At 58.4% G+C, this 18,278-nt stretch carries 20 protein-coding genes; 15 read left to right on the top strand and 5 right to left on the bottom strand.

Features of this window, described 5'->3' with window-relative positions:
• The first annotated feature begins 38 nt into the window (after window positions 1-38).
• A complete protein-coding gene (locus ACIOZM_RS03480; RefSeq protein WP_401209617.1) occupies window positions 39-1,055 on the top strand; it encodes a DNA-binding protein in 1,017 nt (338 codons plus the stop codon).
• Here the strand turns inward: ACIOZM_RS03480 and gorA are convergent.
• Window positions 1,052-2,410 (bottom strand): glutathione-disulfide reductase, encoded by a 1,359-nt coding sequence (gene gorA, locus ACIOZM_RS03475; protein ID WP_401209614.1) that lies wholly within the window; start codon window positions 2,408-2,410, stop codon window positions 1,052-1,054. The two genes, ACIOZM_RS03480 and gorA, sit on opposite strands and share 4 nt — an antisense overlap.
• Window positions 2,411-2,538: 128 nt before the next feature.
• Window positions 2,539-3,378, bottom strand: coding sequence for a UTP--glucose-1-phosphate uridylyltransferase GalU (gene galU / locus ACIOZM_RS03470; RefSeq protein WP_401209611.1), 840 nt, complete (start codon window positions 3,376-3,378; stop codon window positions 2,539-2,541).
• A gap of 258 nt (window positions 3,379-3,636) precedes the next feature.
• Between galU and ACIOZM_RS03465 the strand changes: the two genes are divergently transcribed.
• Window positions 3,637-3,825, top strand: coding sequence for a hypothetical protein (locus ACIOZM_RS03465; protein ID WP_401209609.1), 189 nt, complete (start codon window positions 3,637-3,639; stop codon window positions 3,823-3,825).
• 138 nt (window positions 3,826-3,963) lie between these two features.
• Window positions 3,964-4,245 carry a hypothetical protein gene (locus ACIOZM_RS03460; protein WP_401209607.1) on the top strand — a complete coding sequence of 94 codons (282 nt, stop codon included), beginning with the start codon at window positions 3,964-3,966 and terminating at the stop codon, window positions 4,243-4,245.
• A gap of 3 nt (window positions 4,246-4,248) precedes the next feature.
• On the opposite strand, the gene ACIOZM_RS03455 is transcribed toward ACIOZM_RS03460, so the two are convergent.
• Entirely contained in the window at window positions 4,249-4,479 is a 231-nt protein-coding gene (locus ACIOZM_RS03455) for a hypothetical protein (RefSeq protein WP_401209604.1), read from the bottom strand.
• 71 nt (window positions 4,480-4,550) lie between these two features.
• A complete protein-coding gene (locus tag ACIOZM_RS03450; RefSeq protein WP_401209602.1) occupies window positions 4,551-4,907 on the bottom strand; it encodes a hypothetical protein in 357 nt (118 codons plus the stop codon).
• A gap of 211 nt (window positions 4,908-5,118) precedes the next feature.
• Here ACIOZM_RS03450 and ACIOZM_RS03445 point away from each other — a divergent pair, with 211 nt between their 5' ends.
• The 4 genes from ACIOZM_RS03445 (at window position 5,119) to ada (ending at window position 7,476) form a co-directional block, all read left to right on the top strand.
• Window positions 5,119-5,421: a DUF1883 domain-containing protein gene (locus ACIOZM_RS03445; protein WP_401209599.1), complete on the top strand. Its 303-nt coding sequence runs from the start codon at window positions 5,119-5,121 to the stop codon at window positions 5,419-5,421.
• 28 nt (window positions 5,422-5,449) lie between these two features.
• Window positions 5,450-5,638 (top strand): hypothetical protein, encoded by a 189-nt coding sequence (locus tag ACIOZM_RS03440; RefSeq protein WP_401209596.1) that lies wholly within the window; start codon window positions 5,450-5,452, stop codon window positions 5,636-5,638.
• 17 nt (window positions 5,639-5,655) lie between these two features.
• Window positions 5,656-6,321 carry a DNA oxidative demethylase AlkB gene (gene alkB / locus ACIOZM_RS03435; RefSeq protein ID WP_401209594.1) on the top strand — a complete coding sequence of 222 codons (666 nt, stop codon included), beginning with the start codon at window positions 5,656-5,658 and terminating at the stop codon, window positions 6,319-6,321.
• An 87-nt stretch (window positions 6,322-6,408) separates the two neighbouring features.
• Window positions 6,409-7,476 carry a bifunctional DNA-binding transcriptional regulator/O6-methylguanine-DNA methyltransferase Ada gene (ada, locus tag ACIOZM_RS03430; protein WP_401209591.1) on the top strand — a complete coding sequence of 356 codons (1,068 nt, stop codon included), beginning with the start codon at window positions 6,409-6,411 and terminating at the stop codon, window positions 7,474-7,476.
• A 20-nt stretch (window positions 7,477-7,496) separates the two neighbouring features.
• Here the strand turns inward: ada and ACIOZM_RS03425 are convergent, their stop codons facing one another.
• Window positions 7,497-8,480, bottom strand: coding sequence for an MDR family oxidoreductase (locus ACIOZM_RS03425; protein WP_401209589.1), 984 nt, complete (start codon window positions 8,478-8,480; stop codon window positions 7,497-7,499).
• 189 nt (window positions 8,481-8,669) lie between these two features.
• Between ACIOZM_RS03425 and ACIOZM_RS03420 the strand changes: the two genes are divergently transcribed.
• The 8 genes from ACIOZM_RS03420 to ACIOZM_RS03385 all read left to right on the top strand — a co-directional run bounded on the left by ACIOZM_RS03420 (window position 8,670) and on the right by ACIOZM_RS03385 (window position 18,231).
• On the top strand, window positions 8,670-11,123 hold the full coding sequence (locus tag ACIOZM_RS03420) for an autotransporter (RefSeq protein ID WP_401209586.1): 2,454 nt from the start codon (window positions 8,670-8,672) through the stop codon (window positions 11,121-11,123).
• A gap of 112 nt (window positions 11,124-11,235) precedes the next feature.
• Window positions 11,236-12,306 (top strand): NAD(P)H-dependent flavin oxidoreductase, encoded by a 1,071-nt coding sequence (locus ACIOZM_RS03415; RefSeq protein WP_401209583.1) that lies wholly within the window; start codon window positions 11,236-11,238, stop codon window positions 12,304-12,306.
• Window positions 12,307-12,524: 218 nt separating this feature from the next.
• Window positions 12,525-13,292 carry a molybdate ABC transporter substrate-binding protein gene (modA, locus tag ACIOZM_RS03410; protein ID WP_401209580.1) on the top strand — a complete coding sequence of 256 codons (768 nt, stop codon included), beginning with the start codon at window positions 12,525-12,527 and terminating at the stop codon, window positions 13,290-13,292.
• Entirely contained in the window at window positions 13,293-13,973 is a 681-nt protein-coding gene (modB, locus tag ACIOZM_RS03405; protein WP_401209577.1) for a molybdate ABC transporter permease subunit, read from the top strand.
• Window positions 13,974-13,976: 3 nt separating this feature from the next.
• Window positions 13,977-15,056, top strand: coding sequence for a molybdenum ABC transporter ATP-binding protein (modC, locus tag ACIOZM_RS03400; RefSeq protein WP_401209575.1), 1,080 nt, complete (start codon window positions 13,977-13,979; stop codon window positions 15,054-15,056).
• 72 nt (window positions 15,057-15,128) lie between these two features.
• On the top strand, window positions 15,129-16,157 hold the full coding sequence (locus tag ACIOZM_RS03395; protein ID WP_401209573.1) for a DNA topoisomerase IB: 1,029 nt from the start codon (window positions 15,129-15,131) through the stop codon (window positions 16,155-16,157).
• A gap of 143 nt (window positions 16,158-16,300) precedes the next feature.
• Window positions 16,301-17,926 carry an ABC-F family ATP-binding cassette domain-containing protein gene (locus tag ACIOZM_RS03390; protein ID WP_401209570.1) on the top strand — a complete coding sequence of 542 codons (1,626 nt, stop codon included), beginning with the start codon at window positions 16,301-16,303 and terminating at the stop codon, window positions 17,924-17,926.
• Window positions 17,927-17,997: 71 nt separating this feature from the next.
• Window positions 17,998-18,231: a hypothetical protein gene (locus tag ACIOZM_RS03385; protein WP_401209567.1), complete on the top strand. Its 234-nt coding sequence runs from the start codon at window positions 17,998-18,000 to the stop codon at window positions 18,229-18,231.
• Window positions 18,232-18,278 lie beyond the last annotated feature (47 nt).

The following is an 18,278-nucleotide window of genomic DNA, read 5'->3' as shown; positions in this document are numbered from 1 at the left end:
AGTGGCATGTACCACAGTACGTAATCGTAGGAGTTCACATGGCCCGTGGCGGCATTACCAAAGCACTGGTGCAGATCGCGCGCACAGCGATTCTGGCTCGCGGCGAACACCCAAGCATCGATGCAGTACGCATTGAAATGGGCAACACCGGCTCAAAAACCACGATCCATCGTTATTTGAAGGAGCTGGATGACGGCAGCACTTCGGTTGAAGCCAGCGTCGAGCCTATTGATGATGAGCTGATGGCGCTGGTTTCTCGTCTTGCGCAACGCCTGAAAGAACAGGCGCAAGAGCCGATCGAACAAGCCCGCGAGCAGTTTGAGGAACAGCGTGACGCGCTCGAAACCCAGTTGAAGCAGACCCGCCAGACACTGGAAAAGCTCGAACAGGAACACGACATTCGTGGCGCAGCGCTGGAACGCGAATCCGAAGCCTTGCAAAACATCCGTTCGATGCTACAGACCGAGCAAACCCGCAACGCCGGCCTGAATCAGGCGCTGGCAGATTTCGAATTACGCTTGCAAGACAAGGACGAGCAGATCCGCTCACTGGAAGAAAAGCACCTGCATGCCCGCGACGCGCTTGAGCATTACCGCAACGCGACCAAAGAACAGCGCGAGCAGGAACAGAGCCGCCACGAAGGGCAAGTGCAGCAATTGCAGATGGAGTTGCGTCAGGCGCAACAAAGCTCGCTGGTGCGCCAGGATGAGATTACTCAGTTGCACCGCGACAACGAACGCCTGCTGACTGAAAATCGCGGAACGCTTCGTGAGCTGAGCCTGTTGCAGGATCAACTCAAGCACAGCAATCAGCGCCAGGATCAATTGCTGGAACAAACCAGCCGCGTCGACAGCGAACGCACCCTCCTCCAGGAACGCTTGCGCGTGGCGCTGCTGGAAAGCCAGACGTTCAAACAGAACGCCGACGAGCAATCGCAGCTCAATCAGTCACTGGAAAAGGAATTGAGTAAAGCTCAGGCGAGCCTGGAAGACAGCTTGCGTCTGGCGGCCACCGTTGCGGCGGCGCCAGACAAAGCCAAATCGAAAGACGCTTAAGCGCCGACCGGCGTACGCATGGTGACAAACTCTTCGGCGGCCGTCGGGTGTACCCCGATCGTGTCGTCGAAGTCACGCTTGGTCGCGCCAGCCTTCAAGGCAATCGCCAGACCTTGCACGATTTCGCCGGCATCCGGACCCACCATGTGGCAACCGAGCACCTTGTCAGTCTTGCCGTCGACCACCAGCTTCATCAACGTGCGTTCCTGACATTCAGTCAGGGTCAGCTTCATCGGCCGGAAACGGCTTTCGAAGATCACCACCTCATGCCCATGCTCGCGAGCTTCTTCCTCGGTCAGACCGACAGTGCCAATGTTTGGCAGACTGAACACCGCCGTCGGGATCATCTTGTAATCCACCGGACGATATTGCTCCGGCTTGAACAGACGCCGCGCCACCGCCATGCCTTCAGCCAGTGCCACAGGTGTCAGTTGCACACGGCCGATGACATCGCCCAGCGCCAGAATCGACGGCTCGGTGGTCTGATATTGCTCGTCGACCTTGATAAAGCCCTTGTCGTCCAACTGCACGTCGGTATTTTCCAGCCCGAGATTGTCGAGCATCGGACGACGACCCGTGGCGTAGAACACGCAATCTGCTTCAAGTACGCGACCATCCTTGAGCGTAGCCTTGAGCGAACCGTCGGCCTGCTTGTCGATGCGTGCGATGTCTGCGTTGAATTGCAGATCCATGCCGCGCTTGGTCAGTTCTTCCTGCAAGTGCTTGCGCACTGCACCGTCGAAACCGCGCAGGAACAGATCACCGCGATACAGCAAAGTCGTGTTGGCGCCCAAGCCGTGGAAAATCCCGGCGAATTCGACCGCGATGTAACCGCCGCCAACGACCAATACGCGTTTTGGCAGCTCTTTAAGGAAGAACGCCTGATTCGAGCTGATCGCATGTTCGTGCCCCGGAATTTCCGGAATCTGCGGCCAGCCACCGGTCGCGATCAGAATATTCTTGGCGGTGAAGCGCTCGCCATTCACCTCTACCTCGTGTGGACCAGTGATCTTCGCGTGTGCTTCATGCAAGGTCACGCCGCTGTTGACCAGCAGATTGCGATAAATCCCGTTGAGGCGATTGATCTCGCGATCCTTATTGGCGATCAGGGTTGCCCAATCGAAATTGGCCTCACCCAGACTCCAGCCAAACCCGGATGCCTGCTCAAAGTCCTCGGCAAAATGCGCGCCGTACACCAGCAATTTTTTCGGGACGCAACCAACGTTGACGCAGGTACCGCCCAGATAACGACTCTCGGCCACGGCCACTTTCGCACCAAACCCGGCAGCAAAACGCGCAGCACGCACACCGCCGGAACCGGCACCAATCACATAAAGGTCAAAATCGTAGGCCATTTCTATCTCCTCGGCAGGCGATCAGCATACCTGCTGGTATCAGTCGGGCAAGCGTTGCCAGCGTTATGGGGGCAGAAAACAAAAAAGCCACCCGAAGGTGGCTTTTTGTACAGACGAATCAAGCGCTCTTAGTAAGCCTTGCCAGTCTTGTAGAAGTTCTCGAAGCAGAAGTTGGTTGCTTCGATGTAGCCTTCAGCGCCACCGCAGTCGAAACGCTTGCCTTTGAACTTGTAGGCCATTACGCAGCCGTTCTGGGCTTGTTTCATCAGGGCGTCGGTGATCTGGATTTCGCCGCCCTTGCCTGGCTCGGTCTGTTCGATCAGGTCGAAGATGTCCGGGGTCAGGATGTAACGGCCGATGATCGCCAGGTTCGACGGTGCATCTTCTGGTTTTGGTTTTTCAACCATGCTGTGAACGCGGTAGATGTCGTCGCGGATCATCTCGCCGGCAATTACGCCGTACTTGCTGGTTTCCTCAGGGTCGACTTCTTGAATGGCGATGATCGAGCAGCGGAACTGCTTGTACAGCTTGACCATCTGGGTCAGAACGCCGTCGCCTTCGAGGTTTACGCAGAGGTCGTCCGCCAGTACCACGGCGAACGGTTCGTCACCGATCAGTGGACGGCCGGTCAGGATCGCGTGGCCGAGACCTTTCATTTCGGTCTGACGGGTGTAGGAGAACGAGCATTCGTCGAGCAGTTTGCGGATACCGACCAGATATTTCTCTTTGTCGGTGCCTTTGATCTGGTTTTCCAGCTCGTAGCTGATGTCGAAGTGGTCTTCCAGAGCGCGCTTGCCACGACCGGTCACGATCGAGATTTCAGTCAGGCCAGCGTCCAGAGCTTCTTCAACGCCGTACTGGATCAGTGGCTTGTTTACCACCGGCAGCATTTCTTTGGGCATGGCTTTAGTCGCTGGCAGGAAGCGAGTACCGTAACCGGCTGCTGGGAACAAGCATTTCTTGATCATATAAGTCCTTGAAAGGGCTGTGTGTACGAGTTTCGGCGCAGTCTAATCAGGCGGCGTGCACCTTACAATGCCCCGCACTGGCTAACCGATGCCATCATAGAGAAATATTCTTGCCGATAGTTCCGTTGGCGACCTCAGGCAGCGAAATCAGCTTAGCTCAAAGACGCCGGCAAACTGGATAACCATACGCTGATCATCCCCCAATGCGAGCATTTGCCGGTATCATGGCGCCTTTGAACCAGCGAACGAGACAGATAGATGGCCGCGGTAAAAATCATCAACGGGTACGTGATCGACAAGAAAGACGGCAAGTGGACGCTGACCACTACCAATGGCGAACACATCGCCGGGCCTTTCGACAGCGAGCAAATGGCGACTGATGTTGCCTCGGTGTTCACCGACACTCCAGCATCGGCGAAGCGCCGTGGCAAAGATCAGGACGACTGATCTGCTGCGAACCGCCCCAAGCCCTGCCCGAGCGCAGGGCTTTTTTGTGTCGATACACAAATGAATGGCCAATCGCTATAACCTTTTCATGGCGGCGCTGTCAGAGCGTCTAGCCCCCTCGCTGAAGACGACATAAACATGAACAGATTATTGCCACTGATCGCAGTATTGGCCCTGAGCGGCTGCGCCACCTCACAACCCACTTACCTGCACAACGGCGAACAAGGTCTCACCATTGATTGCTCGGGCGAGGCCAATTCCTGGGCCGCCTGCTATGAAAAGGCTGATGCATCCTGCGCGGGCACCGGTTATCGCATCGTCGGCACTGACGGGACGCCTGCTCCCAAGGAAAGCGACAAGACCTTGGGCGTTGACGTAGGGAACTACAAAACCCGCAGCGTGGTGGTGGTCTGCAAATAGGCCTTACATGTGGATTTCGGCGAATTTGATCCCGAGCCCACGCACTACTTCGATCAGGTCATCGAGCCGATTGAAGGACTCGACTTCGTCGTTATCGTCCACCAGGAAGTAGCTGCGACCGGCGCTCTTCTTGAAAAACACGATCCATTCACCCGGATTCGCCGGGTTTTGAATCACATGGGTGGCAGAAATAAGGCCCTCTGCGTGCCGCTGCCGCACTTGCTCTCGCTTCATCGCGTCTCCAGAAATGAAAATGCCGTCAAAGCAGGGCTTTGACGGCATCGATGCTGACTGCTGACAGTTTATCAGCCAGAAATGCACGCGGTGGCAGCATTACGAACATCCCAAGGGCGCAATGGCACGTTGGACATCCGCTCATGCAGCTTGATACTGCTGCCGCCGGAGCGATCTTCGATATCAAACACCGCCGCCGGGCCAGACGAAAACTTGCCCGGAACGATTACCCGAACGCCGTCCTTGTGCGGCTGCATTTGCAGCGCGCCGCGGCTATCAGCCAGCTTCTCGGACAAACATTGAGCATATTCATGGGGCTTCTTGCCGGAAATCACGCTCATGGTCGGCAACGTTTCGTTGATCTCGGAAACGTTCGCGCAACCACCCATCGCCAATATCAACGGCAGACACACCACTCCCCACTTCATACAAATCCTCCAATAAAGACCCTCCGACAGCATAAATGCTGTTTTTCTCCAAGGTCCGGTCCATTTAACCCGCATCGAATCGCGAATAACTGTTTTTAATTGTCAAAGCGACGCCCGACGGCGGGATAATAACCCGTGCGGGCTGATAAACTGCGCCAATCGCCCATGCTATCGTTTTGATTTTGTAGAAAAAGCCCTTCTGGAGGCGCCCATGAAATATATTCACCAGCGCGAGCACCTCAACGAAGACGACATCGTCGTCATCCAATGCTCGCAAACCTGCAACATCCGTCTGATGAACGACGCCAACTTCCGCTCGTTCAAGAACGGCGGCCGTCACACCTATCACGGCGGTGCCTTCGACACTTTCCCGGCCCGTATTACCGCGCCGAGCACCGGTTTCTGGAACATCACGATCGACACCGTGAACCGCAAGGCCATCAGCGTCACGCGCAAGCCGACTCTGACGCACTCGATCAAGATCATTCGCCGCTCCAGCACCAAACTCAGCTGAGCCGCCCCGCCAACGCAGACAGGTAAGCATGACCGTGGCCCAAACGACCAAATACGTCATCAAATACGTCATCAAATACAAACTCAACGGTGAACGCCGTTTCGAGTTCGCACAACTGGAAAACGGCACCGCCGAAGAAGCCAAAGCCGTGCTTGATGCAATGCACGACCAGGGCGACGATGTCATCACCGAGATCAGCGTCAGCAAGGCGCTGTAAACACGGGCGAGCGCGCCATGCACCCGACGACCTTCGATCTGTTTGCCGATACCGAAGCCGGACAACAGCCCCGAGCTGATCAGATCGGCGAGCAATCGTGGGTGCTCCGAGGCTTTGCCCTGCCCTGCGTCGATCAAATTCTGACGGCGCTGGAAGCGATTCTCCTCGCAGCACCACTGCGCCACATGGTGACTCCCGGTGGTTTCAGCATGTCCGTGGGCACCAGCAGTTGTGGGGCATTAGGCTGGATCACCGATCGCAGCGGCTATCGCTACTCGACGGTAGATCCGCTCAGCGGCTTTCTCTGGCCGGAAATGCCGGAGGTGTTCAGTGAACTGGCGCGCAATGCTGCTTCGAAGGCAGGCTTTGCCGACTTCAACGCCGATTCCTGCCTGATCAATTGCTATGTCCCAGGTGCGAAGATGTCTTTGCATCAGGATAAAGACGAAAAAGCCTACGCCGCACCGATCGTTTCCCTCTCGCTCGGCCTACCCGCAATGTTTCTGTTCGGTGGTTTCGCCCGTGGTGACAAACCTCAGCGCATCCCCCTGTTGCACGGCGACATGGTGGTCTGGGGCGGAGTCGATCGTCTGCGCTATCACGGTGTTTTGCCGATCAAACAAGGACATCATCCACGCTTGGGCGAACAGCGGATCAACCTGACGTTTCGCATAGCTGGCTGACCGCAAAAAGTTTGACCGCAAGGCCCGGAGTGTTGCAGTAATTGCCGCTGGTTAACCTGAATCAAACAGGTCCACGGATTACCCGCCATGAAAACGCTTTCGCAAACCATCAAGACTGAAGATGACCCACGCTGGGCCGCTGTCGTCGCACGTGACTCGACGGCGGACGGGCAATTTGTGTATGCGGTCAAAACGACTGGCGTTTACTGCCGTCCGAGCAGTCTTTCGAGATTGCCGAAACCGCAGAACGTCGAATTCTTCTCCACTGCCGAAGACGCCGAGGCTGCGGGTTATCGCCCGAGCAAACGCGCAAGCAAGGACCAGAGTGAAGTAACCGCGCAGCATGCCGCCACTGTCGCCACAGCCTGTCGACAAATCGAATCCGCCGAAAACCTGCCCGCACTTAATGAACTCGCCGAGACCGCAGGTCTCAGCCCTTTTCACTTCCACCGCGTGTTCAAGGCTGCCACCGGCCTGACACCCAAGGGATACGCCGCGGCCCATCGCTCGCGCAAAGTACGCGAACGGCTCGCGAATGGCGGCTCGGTGACTGCGGCTCTGTACGACGCCGGTTTTAACTCCAACAGCCGCTTCTACGAAGCCGCCGATCAATTGCTCGGCATGACGCCCGGTGAATATCGTGCCGCCGGACAGAACAACGACATTCGCTTCGCTGTCGGCCAGTGCTCGCTCGGGGCGATTCTGGTGGCGCAAAGTGAACGCGGGGTTTGCGCGATTCTGTTGGGAGACGATCCGCATCAATTGGTCTGTGATCTGCAGGATCAATTTCGACGGGCAAACCTGATTGGCGCTGATAACGATTTTGAACAGCTGATCGCGAAAGTCGTGGGATTCATCGAAGCGCCGGCCATCGGCCTCGATCTGCCACTCGACGTCAGAGGCACGGCTTTTCAGGAACGGGTGTGGCAGGCGTTGCGCGAGATTCCAATCGGAAGCACCGCCAGTTACACCGACATTGCCCAGCGAATTGGTGCCCCGAAAGCCGTACGCGCAGTAGCGCAGGCCTGCGGAGCTAACCGGTTGGCAGTGGCGATTCCCTGCCATCGAGTGGTGCGCAGCGACGGCAATCTTTCCGGCTATCGCTGGGGTGTCGAGCGCAAACGCGAGTTACTGCAACGCGAAACCCAGCCTTAACGGATGCCGATTTAAACCTGTCAGCGATTGACGTCCACCACAACTCGCCCGCGCAATTGACCGGCCAGCAGTTTCGGCGCAGCTTCAATGGCTTCGCTCAGGCTGATTTCCTGACTGATCAAGTCCAGCAAAGCGAAGTCCAGATCCTTGGCCAAGCGATCCCAGGCTTGCACACGACGCGCCTTGGGCTGGGTCACGCTGTTGATCCCGGCGAGCGTCACGCCACGCAAAATGAATGGCGCGACCGACGCCGGAAAGTCCATGCCCTGGGCCAGGCCGCATGCTGCAACGGTGCCTTCCGCGCGGGTACCGGCGCAGGCGTTGGCCAGCGTGTGGCTGCCGACCGAGTCGATTACTGCCGCCCAGCGTTCCTTGGCCAGCGGTTTGCCCGGTGCCGACAGGGTCGCGCGGTCAATGATTTCGCTGGCTCCCAGACGCTGCAAGTATTCGTGCTCGGAAACCCGGCCCGTGGACGCCACCACGCGATAACCGAGCTTGCTCAGCAAGGCGATGGCAAAGCTGCCGACACCACCATTCGCGCCAGTGACCAACACTTCACCCTGCTCAGTCGTCACGCCATTGCGCTCAAGCGCCATGATGCACAGCATCGCCGTGTAGCCGGCCGTGCCGATGGCCATGGCTTGCGCAGCGGTAAAAGCTTTCGGCAATGGAATCAGCCAGTCGCCATTGAGCCGCGCCTTCTGCGCCAGACCGCCCCAATGACCCTCGCCGACACCCCAGCCGTTGAGCAGCACCTGATCGCCAACCTTATAGTCAGGATGCGAGCTGACTTCGACCGTACCCGCCAGATCGATCCCCGGCACCATCGGAAACTTGCGCACCACCGGGCTGCTGCCGGTAATCGCCAGACCGTCCTTGAAGTTCAGTGTGCTGTAAGCAACTTGCACTGTGACGTTGCCTTCCGGTAACTGCTCGTCGTTGATCTGCTGCAGGTCGGCGCGATAACCGTTGTCGTCTTTGTTGATCAGGATGGCGTTGAACATGACTGCCTCTCAATGAATGGATTCCACTGTTCGTATGCTTGAAATAACACAAAGAAACACATTGCCCCACCCGACTTTCTGCCAATGCGCAAATCCGACGGGAATTTCCGTGGCGGGCGACTATGCTTTTCCGACGGCCTCGCTAACCCTGCGATTCCTGCCAAAGTAGTCCTGTCGACGGAGCTGACAATGTCTTACCCGCGTTTGTTTTTTGTAATGCTGATGCTCTGTCTGCTGTCATTGAGCAATGCCTGGGCGGCACCCGCGCCAGCTGCTGCGCAAACAGCCCCCGCCGAACCGAGCTGGCCGCAGGTCATCACCAGCGGCAATGCCAAATTGACCGTGTATCAACCGCAGCTCGATAGCTGGGACGGCTACACGCTCAATGCCCGCGCCGCTGTTGAAGCCACGGGCGCCGATGGCAAGTCGACTTACGGCATCGTGCAGTTCAGCGCCCATACGCTGGTCGACAAGGCCACGCGCTGGGTCGCGCTCGATCAATACAAAATCATCAAGGCCGATTTCCCCGCCGACGCCAGTCAATCGGGCACCTGGCTGACGGCGCTGCAAAAAGACGCCGACAAGCGCAAGAAAACCATTTCCCTCGATCAACTGGAAGCGGCGGTCGGCGTACTTTCGGCAGAGCAAAAGGCTGACAGTGCTGCGCTGGAAAACACACCGCCGACGATCATCAGTTCCGACGTGCCCGCCATGCTGGTGTACATCGATGGTGACGCGGCCTATCGCGCGGTCGATGGCACCTCGCTGCAACGAGTGATCAACACCCGACCGTTGCTGCTCAAGGATGCGCAGGGCAAGCACTACCTGCATGTCTTCGACGGCTGGATGGTTGCCGACCAGATCAATGGCGAATACTCCCGCCTGGCGACACCTCCGCCCGCCGATCTGGAAAAAGCCAAGCAGGCCGCGATTCAGAGCCGTCAGGTGGATTTGCTCACCGGGCAAAGCGATCCGAAAGACAAGCTGCCAAGCCTCGCCAAACCACCGCAGCCGAAGATTTTTATCGCCACTACGCCTACCGAACTGATCGTTACCGACGGCGCCGCGCAATGGCTGCCGATTCAGGGCACGCAGTTGCTGTATGTCAGCAACACGACCGGGCACATCTTCAAGGAAATCGGTGATCAGGACAGCTACGTGCTGATCTCCGGGCGCTGGTTCCGCGCCGCAGACATGAACGGCCCGTGGACGTTTACCCCGGCGGACAAACTGCCAGCGGACTTCGCCAACATCCCGGACGACAGCCCGAAGGAAAACGTCAAAGCTTCGGTCGCCGGAACGCCTCAGGCCAAGGAAGCGGCAATTGCCGCCACGATTCCACAGACCTCGGCAATCAAGAAAAGCGCAGTAAAAATGACCGCGCCGCAATTCGACGGCGAGCCACAACTTAAAGCCATCAACAACACTCCACTGCAATACGTGATCAACAGCGCCACGCCGATCATCCGTGTCGACAACAACAGTTGGTATGCGGTGGAAAACGGCATCTGGTTTAACGCCAGCTCGGTGAATGGTCCCTGGACCGTCGCCAGTTCGGTGCCGGCGGTGATCTATTCGATTCCGCCAAGCTCGCCGATGCATTACCTCACCTACGTCAAAGTCTATGAGTCCAGCGGCGATACCGTAGTGGTCGGTTATACCCCCGGTTATCAAGGCTCGACGCTGGACCCGAACACCGGCGTGGTGGTTTACGGCACCGGTTATCCGTACACGCCGTGGGTCGGTAGCGTCTGGTACGGCCCGCCGGTGACTTACGGTTTTGGTGTCGCCATACGCTATACGCCATGGACCGGCTGGACCTTCGGTTTCGGTTTTGGCTGGAGCTGGGGCGGCAATACCGCTGCCATGGGTTGGGGTTGGGGCGCCTATCCGTGGTGGGGCAATTACGGCTGGGGTTATGCCTGGGGCCCGCACTTGTATCCGGCGCCACTGGCGTGGGGTGGAGCTGCTTACGGCTATCACGGCGGCGCGGTTGCCTGGGGGCCAGGCGGATGGGCTGGTACTACCGGCAACATTTATCACCAGTGGGGAGATCGCGCGACGGTCAGCCGCACGGGTGCGGGTTACAACGCCTGGACGGGCAATCGCTGGGCGGGTCAGGTCGGTTCTTCCTATAACTCGCGCACCGGGGTTGCTGCGGCCGGCCAGCGTGGCGCGGTGCACAATGTCTACAACGGCAACTATGCGGCCGGACGCAGCGGCGTAGTGGCAGGACCCAATGGCGGAGCAATTGCCGGCGAGCGAGTCACCGCAGGCAATGCCCGCAACGGTACTCAGGTAACGGCCAATCGCGGTGCCGTGTACAACCCCAACACTGGCAACACCACTCAATATGGCGGGATTCACGGACGCAACGGTGGCGCGGCGCACTACGGAGACAACGTGTACGCCGGCCATGACGGCAACGTCTACAAGAAGACCGACAGCGGTTGGCAGTCGATGGTCCAGGGTGGCGCAACACGAACGGCGCCGGTCAACAACAATGCCCAGTTGCAAAACCTCAACCGCGAATCCGCTGCTCGTAACTTCGGTAATCAGCGGACCAACAATTTCAGCAACTCCTCGCAGTTCATGAATCATTCGTTCGGTGGGGGCAGCGGTGGCGGACTGCATCGCCGCTAAGCGCGTGCGAACGCTGAAACGGAAAAACAGGGCTGGCCTTGCATCCGGGTTTGCTGTTAAAAAAACCCGGGCCAGCGCCCCTGCCCTGTTTTGTCGTCGGAGAGTTATTCCCATGAGCCAATGGCCAGATACCCGCATTCTTGATCTGCTCGGCATTGAATTGCCGATCATCCAGGGCCCGATGGCCGGGGCTACCAACTCGTCGATGGTGATCGCTGTGTGCAACGCTGGCGGCCTCGGCTCAATGCCGGCAGCCATGCTGAGCATCGAGCAACTGCGCGATGAGTTGAAGACCATCCGCCAGCAAACGAACAAACCGTTCAACGTCAATTTCTTCTGCCACCAGCCGCCGGCCGCTGATGAACAGCGCGCGCAAGACTGGAAGAACCTGCTGGAACCGTATTACCGCGAACTTGCCGTCGATTTCGATGCACCGACACCCGTTTCCAACCGTGCGCCGTTCGATGCTGCAGCATGTGAAGTGCTGGAGGAATTTCGCCCGGAAGTGGTGAGTTTCCACTTCGGCCTGCCGGAAAAATCCTTGCTGGATCGGGTCAAGGCTACCGGTGCAAAAATCCTCTCCTCAGCAACCACCGTCGATGAAGCGGTGTGGCTGGAGCAGAACGGCTGCGACGCGATCATCGCCATGGGCTACGAAGCCGGAGGACACCGCGGGATGTTTCTCAGCGATGATCTCAGCAGCCAGGTTGGCACTTTCGCGCTGGTGCCGCAGATCGTCGATGCCGTGACGATTCCGGTGATTGCCGCCGGGGCGATTGCCGATGCTCGCGGGGTTGCGGCGGCGTTTATGCTCGGAGCTTCGGCGGTGCAGGTAGGTACGGCGTATCTGTTCACTCCTGAAGCGAAAGTCAGCGCCTCACATCACAAAGCCCTGCGAACCGCCAAGGAAAGTCAAACCGCGATCACCAACATCTTTACCGGACGCCCGGCACGCGGCATTCTCAATCGAGTGATGCGCGAACTGGGGCCGATGTCGCCTGATGCCCCGGCGTTCCCGTTGGCCGGTGGGGCATTGATGCCCTTGCGCGCCAAGGATGAAGCAGACTTCAGTAACCTCTGGGCGGGTCAGGCATTCACGCTGGGCAAGGACTTGAGCAGCGCTGAATTGACTCGGCAATTGGCGGACGGTGCGTTGGGGAAACTGGCTGCCAAACACGCGTAAAACAACATCCAAAGATCGCTGCCTCGTTTCACTCGTGAGCGCCTACAGGTCGAGCTGCCGAGGGGTGCGATCTTTTGACTCACCACGTTTTCACCAATGCTTTCCGTTTAGCGGCATTTCGCTATATATTTCACTATATAGCGTTAACCCCCTCGCATCGGCGCAGTACACCCCTAACAATAACTGCCCTCTGCACTAGCCAACAACGGAGCTGTTACATGACCACTCGTGCCTCACGCTTTGCCCCAACCTGCCTCGCCTCCCTGCTCGCGGTATTCGCCATCGGCGCCGCTCAGGCCGATGACGTGCAGGTCGCTGTTGCAGCCAATTTCACCGCGCCGATTCAGGCCATCGCTGCCGACTTCGAAAAAGACACCGGGCACAAACTGGTCGCAGCCTACGGCGCCACCGGGCAGTTCTACACCCAGATCAAAAACGGCGCGCCGTTCGAAGTGTTCCTCTCGGCAGACGACACCACGCCTGAGAAACTCGAAAAAGAAGGCGACACCGTCAAAGGCTCGCGCTTCACTTACGCGATCGGCACTTTGGCCTTGTGGTCGGCCAAAGAAGGTTACGTCGATGCCAAGGGTGACGTGCTGAAGAAAAACGAATATCAGCATCTGTCCATCGCCAACCCGAAAGCCGCGCCATATGGTCTGGCCGCCACTCAGGTGCTGGAAAAGCTGAAACTGACCGAAGCCACCAAAGCCAAGATCGTTGAAGGCCAGAACATCACCCAGGCGTACCAGTTTGTCTCCACTGGCAACGCAGAGCTGGGTTTTGTAGCCCTGTCGCAGATCTACAAGGACGGCAAAGTCACCAGCGGTTCGGCGTGGATCGTGCCTGCCAGCATGCACGACCCGATCAAGCAAGACGCGGTGATCCTCAACAAAGGCAAGGACAACGCTGCCGCCAAAGCACTGGTTGAGTACCTCAAAGGTCCGAAAGCCGCTGCCATCATCAAGTCTTACGGCTACCAGCTCTAAATGTCGCTGACGAGTGCCGACTTCGCGGCGATCTGGCTGACCCTGAAACTGGCGTCCCTGACCACCGCAATCCTGCTGGTCGTCGGCACTCCGATTGCCCTGTGGTTGTCGCGCACCAGTTCCTGGCTGCGCGGCCCGATCGGGGCCATCGTTGCTCTACCGCTGGTGCTGCCGCCCACCGTTATCGGTTTCTATCTGTTGCTGACGATGGGACCCAACGGTTTTCTCGGGAAGTTCACCCAATGGCTGGGCCTCGGCACGCTGACGTTCAGCTTTACCGGGCTGGTCATCGGCTCAGTGATCTACTCCATGCCGTTCGTGGTGCAACCGTTGCAGAACGCGTTCTCGGCGATTGGCACCCGTCCTCTGGAAGTCGCGGCGACCTTGCGCGCCAACCCATGGGATACCTTTTTCAGCGTGATACTGCCTTTGGCACGCCCGGGTTTTATCACCGCGGCGATCCTCGGTTTCGCGCATACCGTCGGCGAATTCGGCGTCGTGCTGATGATCGGCGGCAACATTCCCGACAAGACCCGAGTGGTCTCGGTACAAATCTACGATCACGTCGAAGCAATGGAATACGCTCAGGCCCATTGGCTGGCGGGCGCCATGCTGGTGTTTTCATTTGTGGTATTGCTGGCGCTGTACTCCAGCCGCAAGACCCGCGCAGGCTGGAGCTGATCGATGATAGATGCGCGTTTGAAAATCGCTTATTCGGCGTTCAGCCTGGATGTCGACCTGCACTTGCCGGGTCGTGGCGTCACCGCGTTGTTCGGTGCCTCCGGTTCAGGCAAAACCACTTGCCTGCGCTGTATCGCTGGCCTTGAGCGAGCGGAACAGGGTTTCGTCCAGATCAACGACGAGATCTGGCAGGACAGCGACAACGGCATCTTCGTCCCGCCGCACAAACGTGCGCTCGGTTACGTGTTCCAGGAAGCCAGTTTGTTTCCGCATCTGTCAGTGCTGGCCAACCTGCAATTCGGCCTCAAGCGCATTGCCAAGTCGCAACGTCGGGTCGATATGGCGCAAGCCACCGAACTGCTGGGCATCGGCCACTTGCTGGAGCGTCATCCGCAGCATCTGTCCGGCGGTGAGCGCCAGCGGATCGGCATCGCCCGGGCGCTGTTGACCAGCCCGAAACTATTGCTGATGGACGAACCCCTCGCTGCGCTCGACAGCCAGCGCAAAAGTGAAATCCTGCCCTACCTGCAACGCCTGCATGACGAATTGGACATCCCGGTGCTCTACGTCAGCCATGCTCAGGATGAGGTGGCGCGCCTCGCCGATCATCTGGTCCTGCTGAGTGACGGCAAGGCCCTCGCCAGCGGCCCGATTGGCGAAACCCTCGCGCGTCTGGACTTGCCGATGGCCATGGGCGATGACGCCGGCGTGATCATCGAAGGTCAGGTCAGCGACTACGACACCGACTATCAACTGCTCAGCCTGCAATTGCCGGATACGCGGCTGACTATTCGTGTCACTCACGCACCGATGAAGGTCGGTCAGGCGTTGCGCTGCAAGGTGCAGGCACGGGATATCAGCCTGACGCTGCAAAACAGTGAATTCAGCAGCATTCTCAATCGGCTACCGGTGACGGTGGTCAGCGAGCAAGCTGCCGACAACGCCGCCCACGTGCTGATTCGACTCGACGCGGGTGGCACCCCGCTGGTGGCGCGGATAACACGGTTCTCCCGGGATCAACTCGGAGTGCACGCAGGCCAGCAATTGTGGGCGCAGATCAAGGCAGTCGCGGTACTGGCGTAAATCCTTTGGCACGACGGCCATGGCGTGCGGTCAATCGCTGTAACAGACCGCTTCGCCGCCAGGAACACCGCCATGCCAGACACCGCGCAACTTGATGTGCTGCCGCCAGACCTGCATTACGTCGATGACACCCAACCGGGCATCAGCCGTAAAAAACTGCGCGGCAAATTCGCTTACTTCGATCCAGACGGACAGCGCATCAACGATGCCGACGAAATCCAGCGCATCAACTCTCTTGCCGTGCCACCGGCCTACAGCGATGTGTGGATCTGCGCCGACCCGCGTGGTCACCTGCAAGCCACCGGCATCGACGCTCGTGGTCGCAAGCAATATCGTTATCACCCACGCTGGCGCGAAGTGCGTGATGCCGATAAATACTCGCGTTTGCGCGAGTTTGGTCTGGCCCTGCCCAAGCTGCGCAAACAACTCGAAACGCTTTTGAGCGCACCCGGCTTCAGCCGCGACAAAGTCATGGCCACGGTGATTACCTTGCTGGATGCAACATTGATCCGCGTCGGCAATACGCAATATGCCCGCGACAATCGTTCCTATGGCCTGACCACCCTGCGCAGCCGCCACGTCGAGGTCAATGGCAGTGCGATCCTGTTTCAGTTTCGCGGCAAGAGCGGCATCGAGCATCAGATCACCGTCAAGGATCGGCGTCTGGCGCGGATCATCAAGCGCTGCCTGGAGATTCCGGGACAGAATCTGTTCCAGTATCTGGACGAAAACGGCGAGCGGCACACTGTAAGCTCGCACGACGTCAACACCTACCTGCAAACCCTGACCGGCGCCGACTTCACCGCCAAGGACTACCGCACCTGGGCCGGCAGCGCGCTGGCATTGGCAGTATTGCGCGAGTTGCAGTGGGAGTCGGAAGCCGAGGCAAAACGGCACGTGGTCGAGATGGTGAAAGGCGTCGCCAAGCAGTTGGGCAACACGCCAGCGGTATGCCGCAAGTGCTACATCCACCCGGCCGTGGTCGAGCGTTTCATGCTCGGCGCATTGGCGGAACTGCCGCGCCCACGAGTGCGCAAAGGTCTGCGATCCGAAGAGGTGGCGCTGGCGATGTTTCTCGAACGAATGATCGACGCGCCTTGATCGAACACAAACCGTCGTTTAGGCTACCGACCTTTCTTCTCTCAGGACGACCGCAGAAGTGAACAACTAAGCCTTCAAAAATGTAATCGCGACACGCGTTCTGTAGCGCTTGTCAGTGTTCACGACATTTTTTGGAGGTGCCGATGACTCACGTCTCGCGTACGTCTGCACTCGTCTCCCTGAATCAATTGGGTTTTCAGTTCGCCAATGGCGAGACGATTTTCAATGAATTGAATCTGCAGTTTGATCACGTCCCTACGGCTATTGTCGGGCGCAACGGCGTCGGCAAAAGTGTCCTCGCACGGTTGGTCGCGGGGTATTTCGAGCCTACGGCGGGCAGTGTCACGCGCACTGTTCCGGTGACTTACGTGGCTCAAACCTTTAGCGCCGAACCTGGACAGACTGTGGCCGATGCGACCGGAACTGCCGCAGTTCTCAATGCGCTGAGTCGCCTGCAACATGGCAGTGTTGCGGCAGAAGACTTCGAGATCATCGCCGATCGCTGGGACTTGCCCGAGCGTCTGCGCCAACGCCTCGATGACGCTGGACTCCTCGACGTCAAACCCACCGACCTGACAAGCAATCTCAGCGGCGGCCAACAAGCCCGACTGGCATTAATTGGCGCGCTGCTCAAGCCGCAACATTTATTGCTGCTGGATGAACCGACCAATCATCTCGACGCCTCAGGCCGCCAGTGGCTCATCCAGCAACTGGAACAGTGGCGCGGTGGACTGATCGTCATCAGCCACGACCGGCAACTGCTTGAGCGTATGCAGCGCATTGTCGAGCTGACCCCGTTGGGCGCCACGGTATTCGGTGGCAACTACTCGGTGTATCAAGCGCAACGACAGATCCATCAGGCCGCCGCCCAGGCATCGCTCGATCAAAGCAGGACCGAGCGGCGGCGCGAACAGCAGCGCTTGCAACGCGAACACGACACTATCCAGCGCCACGCCGCCCATTCCAAGCGCAATGCCGAAACAGCCAACGTTTCCAGAATCGAACGAGCGAGCATGAAAGGCGCGGCTAGGGAAGTCATGGGCAACGTGCGTTATGACCAGCAGAAACGTAAATCCGAACTCGATGCCCAAGTGCGCGAGGCTTACGCCAAGGTCACGCCCGAACAAGTCGTGCTGATGAACTTGCCTGGCAGCGTCATCCCTGCATCGCGCCAGGTGTTTACGCTGGTCGAAGCACGTTTGCCGTGGGTTCCTTCGAGCCCGCTCACACTCACGCTCACTGGCCCCGCGCGCATCGCAGTCAGCGGCCCGAATGGCTGCGGAAAATCGACCTTGCTGAAAATGCTCGCCGCCGAACTAGAACCTGCCAGCGGCGAATGCATCACTCATGTGCCGGCCGCGTTTCTAGATCAACATCTGACGCTGCTGGATGATCACATCAGCGTCGTTGAACAGTTGCAGGCACTGAATAGCCCATTGAGCGAAAGCGAACTGCGCAGCCAGTTGGCGCACCTGCAACTGGACGCCCGACGAGTCACCCGGCCCAGCGGCTCTCTCAGCGGCGGTGAACGCTTGAAAGCCGCACTGGCGGTGGCGTTGTGGCGCAAAACGCCAGCGCAACTGCTGTTGCTTGATGAGCCAACCAATCATCTGGATCTGGCCTCAGTGGAAGCTTTCGAGCAGGCGTTGCAGACGTTTCCCGGAGCAATTGTCGCGGTTTCCCACGACCCGCACTTTCTTCAGGCGCTGAACCCGACTCATCACTTGAGTTGGCAGCACGGAGAATGGCTTCTGCAACCGACGAACTGACCTGGCTATTTTTTGCACGATTCGTCAGGTCTTCTATAGTTGAGTGGATACGAACCCGCCGCGGTGAAGCCATGGAAGACATTTTCGTCGTGAAGCGCTGCAACAAGATCGTCATCCATGGTCGACGGGAAGGAGAAACCCTCCACGAGCCGGCCGAAGCCAGCAGTTGGTATCGCATCAACGATACCCGCACCGGCGGATTCATTGGCGATGGCTACGATCTTGAAGAGGATGCCAAACGTGAATGCCGGCGCCTCAACGAGGTCAGCTCGCCGCCAACTGTTCGAGAGTATTCCGGCCGCTGATATTTATGGGCGGGTCTATACTCAAATCAGCTGAAGGATCAGCACCC

The organism is Pseudomonas sp. NPDC087346, assembly GCF_044744235.1.
GTDB lineage: Bacteria > Pseudomonadota > Gammaproteobacteria > Pseudomonadales > Pseudomonadaceae > Aquipseudomonas.
Note: the sequence above shows the minus strand (reverse complement) of the source record. Positions and strands in the feature narration are given on the sequence as shown.

Bases quoted from the DNA above. Each gene is read 5' to 3' on its own strand.
- ACIOZM_RS03425 (WP_401209589.1), bottom strand. From the start codon at position 8,480: ATGTTCAACGCCATCCTGATCAACAAAGACGACAACGGTTATCGCGCC.
- galU (WP_401209611.1), bottom strand. From the start codon at position 3,378: ATGATCAAGAAATGCTTGTTCCCAGCAGCCGGTTACGGTACTCGCTTC.
- ACIOZM_RS03460 (WP_401209607.1), top strand. From the start codon at position 3,964: ATGAACAGATTATTGCCACTGATCGCAGTATTGGCCCTGAGCGGCTGC.
- ACIOZM_RS03415 (WP_401209583.1), top strand. From the start codon at position 11,236: ATGAGCCAATGGCCAGATACCCGCATTCTTGATCTGCTCGGCATTGAA.
- ada (WP_401209591.1), top strand. From the start codon at position 6,409: ATGAAAACGCTTTCGCAAACCATCAAGACTGAAGATGACCCACGCTGG.
- modA (WP_401209580.1), top strand. From the start codon at position 12,525: ATGACCACTCGTGCCTCACGCTTTGCCCCAACCTGCCTCGCCTCCCTG.
- ACIOZM_RS03465 (WP_401209609.1), top strand. From the start codon at position 3,637: ATGGCCGCGGTAAAAATCATCAACGGGTACGTGATCGACAAGAAAGAC.
- modB (WP_401209577.1), top strand. From the start codon at position 13,293: ATGTCGCTGACGAGTGCCGACTTCGCGGCGATCTGGCTGACCCTGAAA.
- alkB (WP_401209594.1), top strand. From the start codon at position 5,656: ATGCACCCGACGACCTTCGATCTGTTTGCCGATACCGAAGCCGGACAA.
- ACIOZM_RS03385 (WP_401209567.1), top strand. From the start codon at position 17,998: ATGGAAGACATTTTCGTCGTGAAGCGCTGCAACAAGATCGTCATCCAT.
- ACIOZM_RS03395 (WP_401209573.1), top strand. From the start codon at position 15,129: ATGCCAGACACCGCGCAACTTGATGTGCTGCCGCCAGACCTGCATTAC.
- gorA (WP_401209614.1), bottom strand. From the start codon at position 2,410: ATGGCCTACGATTTTGACCTTTATGTGATTGGTGCCGGTTCCGGCGGT.
- modC (WP_401209575.1), top strand. From the start codon at position 13,977: ATGATAGATGCGCGTTTGAAAATCGCTTATTCGGCGTTCAGCCTGGAT.
- ACIOZM_RS03445 (WP_401209599.1), top strand. From the start codon at position 5,119: ATGAAATATATTCACCAGCGCGAGCACCTCAACGAAGACGACATCGTC.
- ACIOZM_RS03450 (WP_401209602.1), bottom strand. From the start codon at position 4,907: ATGAAGTGGGGAGTGGTGTGTCTGCCGTTGATATTGGCGATGGGTGGT.
- ACIOZM_RS03390 (WP_401209570.1), top strand. From the start codon at position 16,301: ATGACTCACGTCTCGCGTACGTCTGCACTCGTCTCCCTGAATCAATTG.
- ACIOZM_RS03440 (WP_401209596.1), top strand. From the start codon at position 5,450: ATGACCGTGGCCCAAACGACCAAATACGTCATCAAATACGTCATCAAA.
- ACIOZM_RS03480 (WP_401209617.1), top strand. From the start codon at position 39: ATGGCCCGTGGCGGCATTACCAAAGCACTGGTGCAGATCGCGCGCACA.
- ACIOZM_RS03455 (WP_401209604.1), bottom strand. From the start codon at position 4,479: ATGAAGCGAGAGCAAGTGCGGCAGCGGCACGCAGAGGGCCTTATTTCT.
- ACIOZM_RS03420 (WP_401209586.1), top strand. From the start codon at position 8,670: ATGTCTTACCCGCGTTTGTTTTTTGTAATGCTGATGCTCTGTCTGCTG.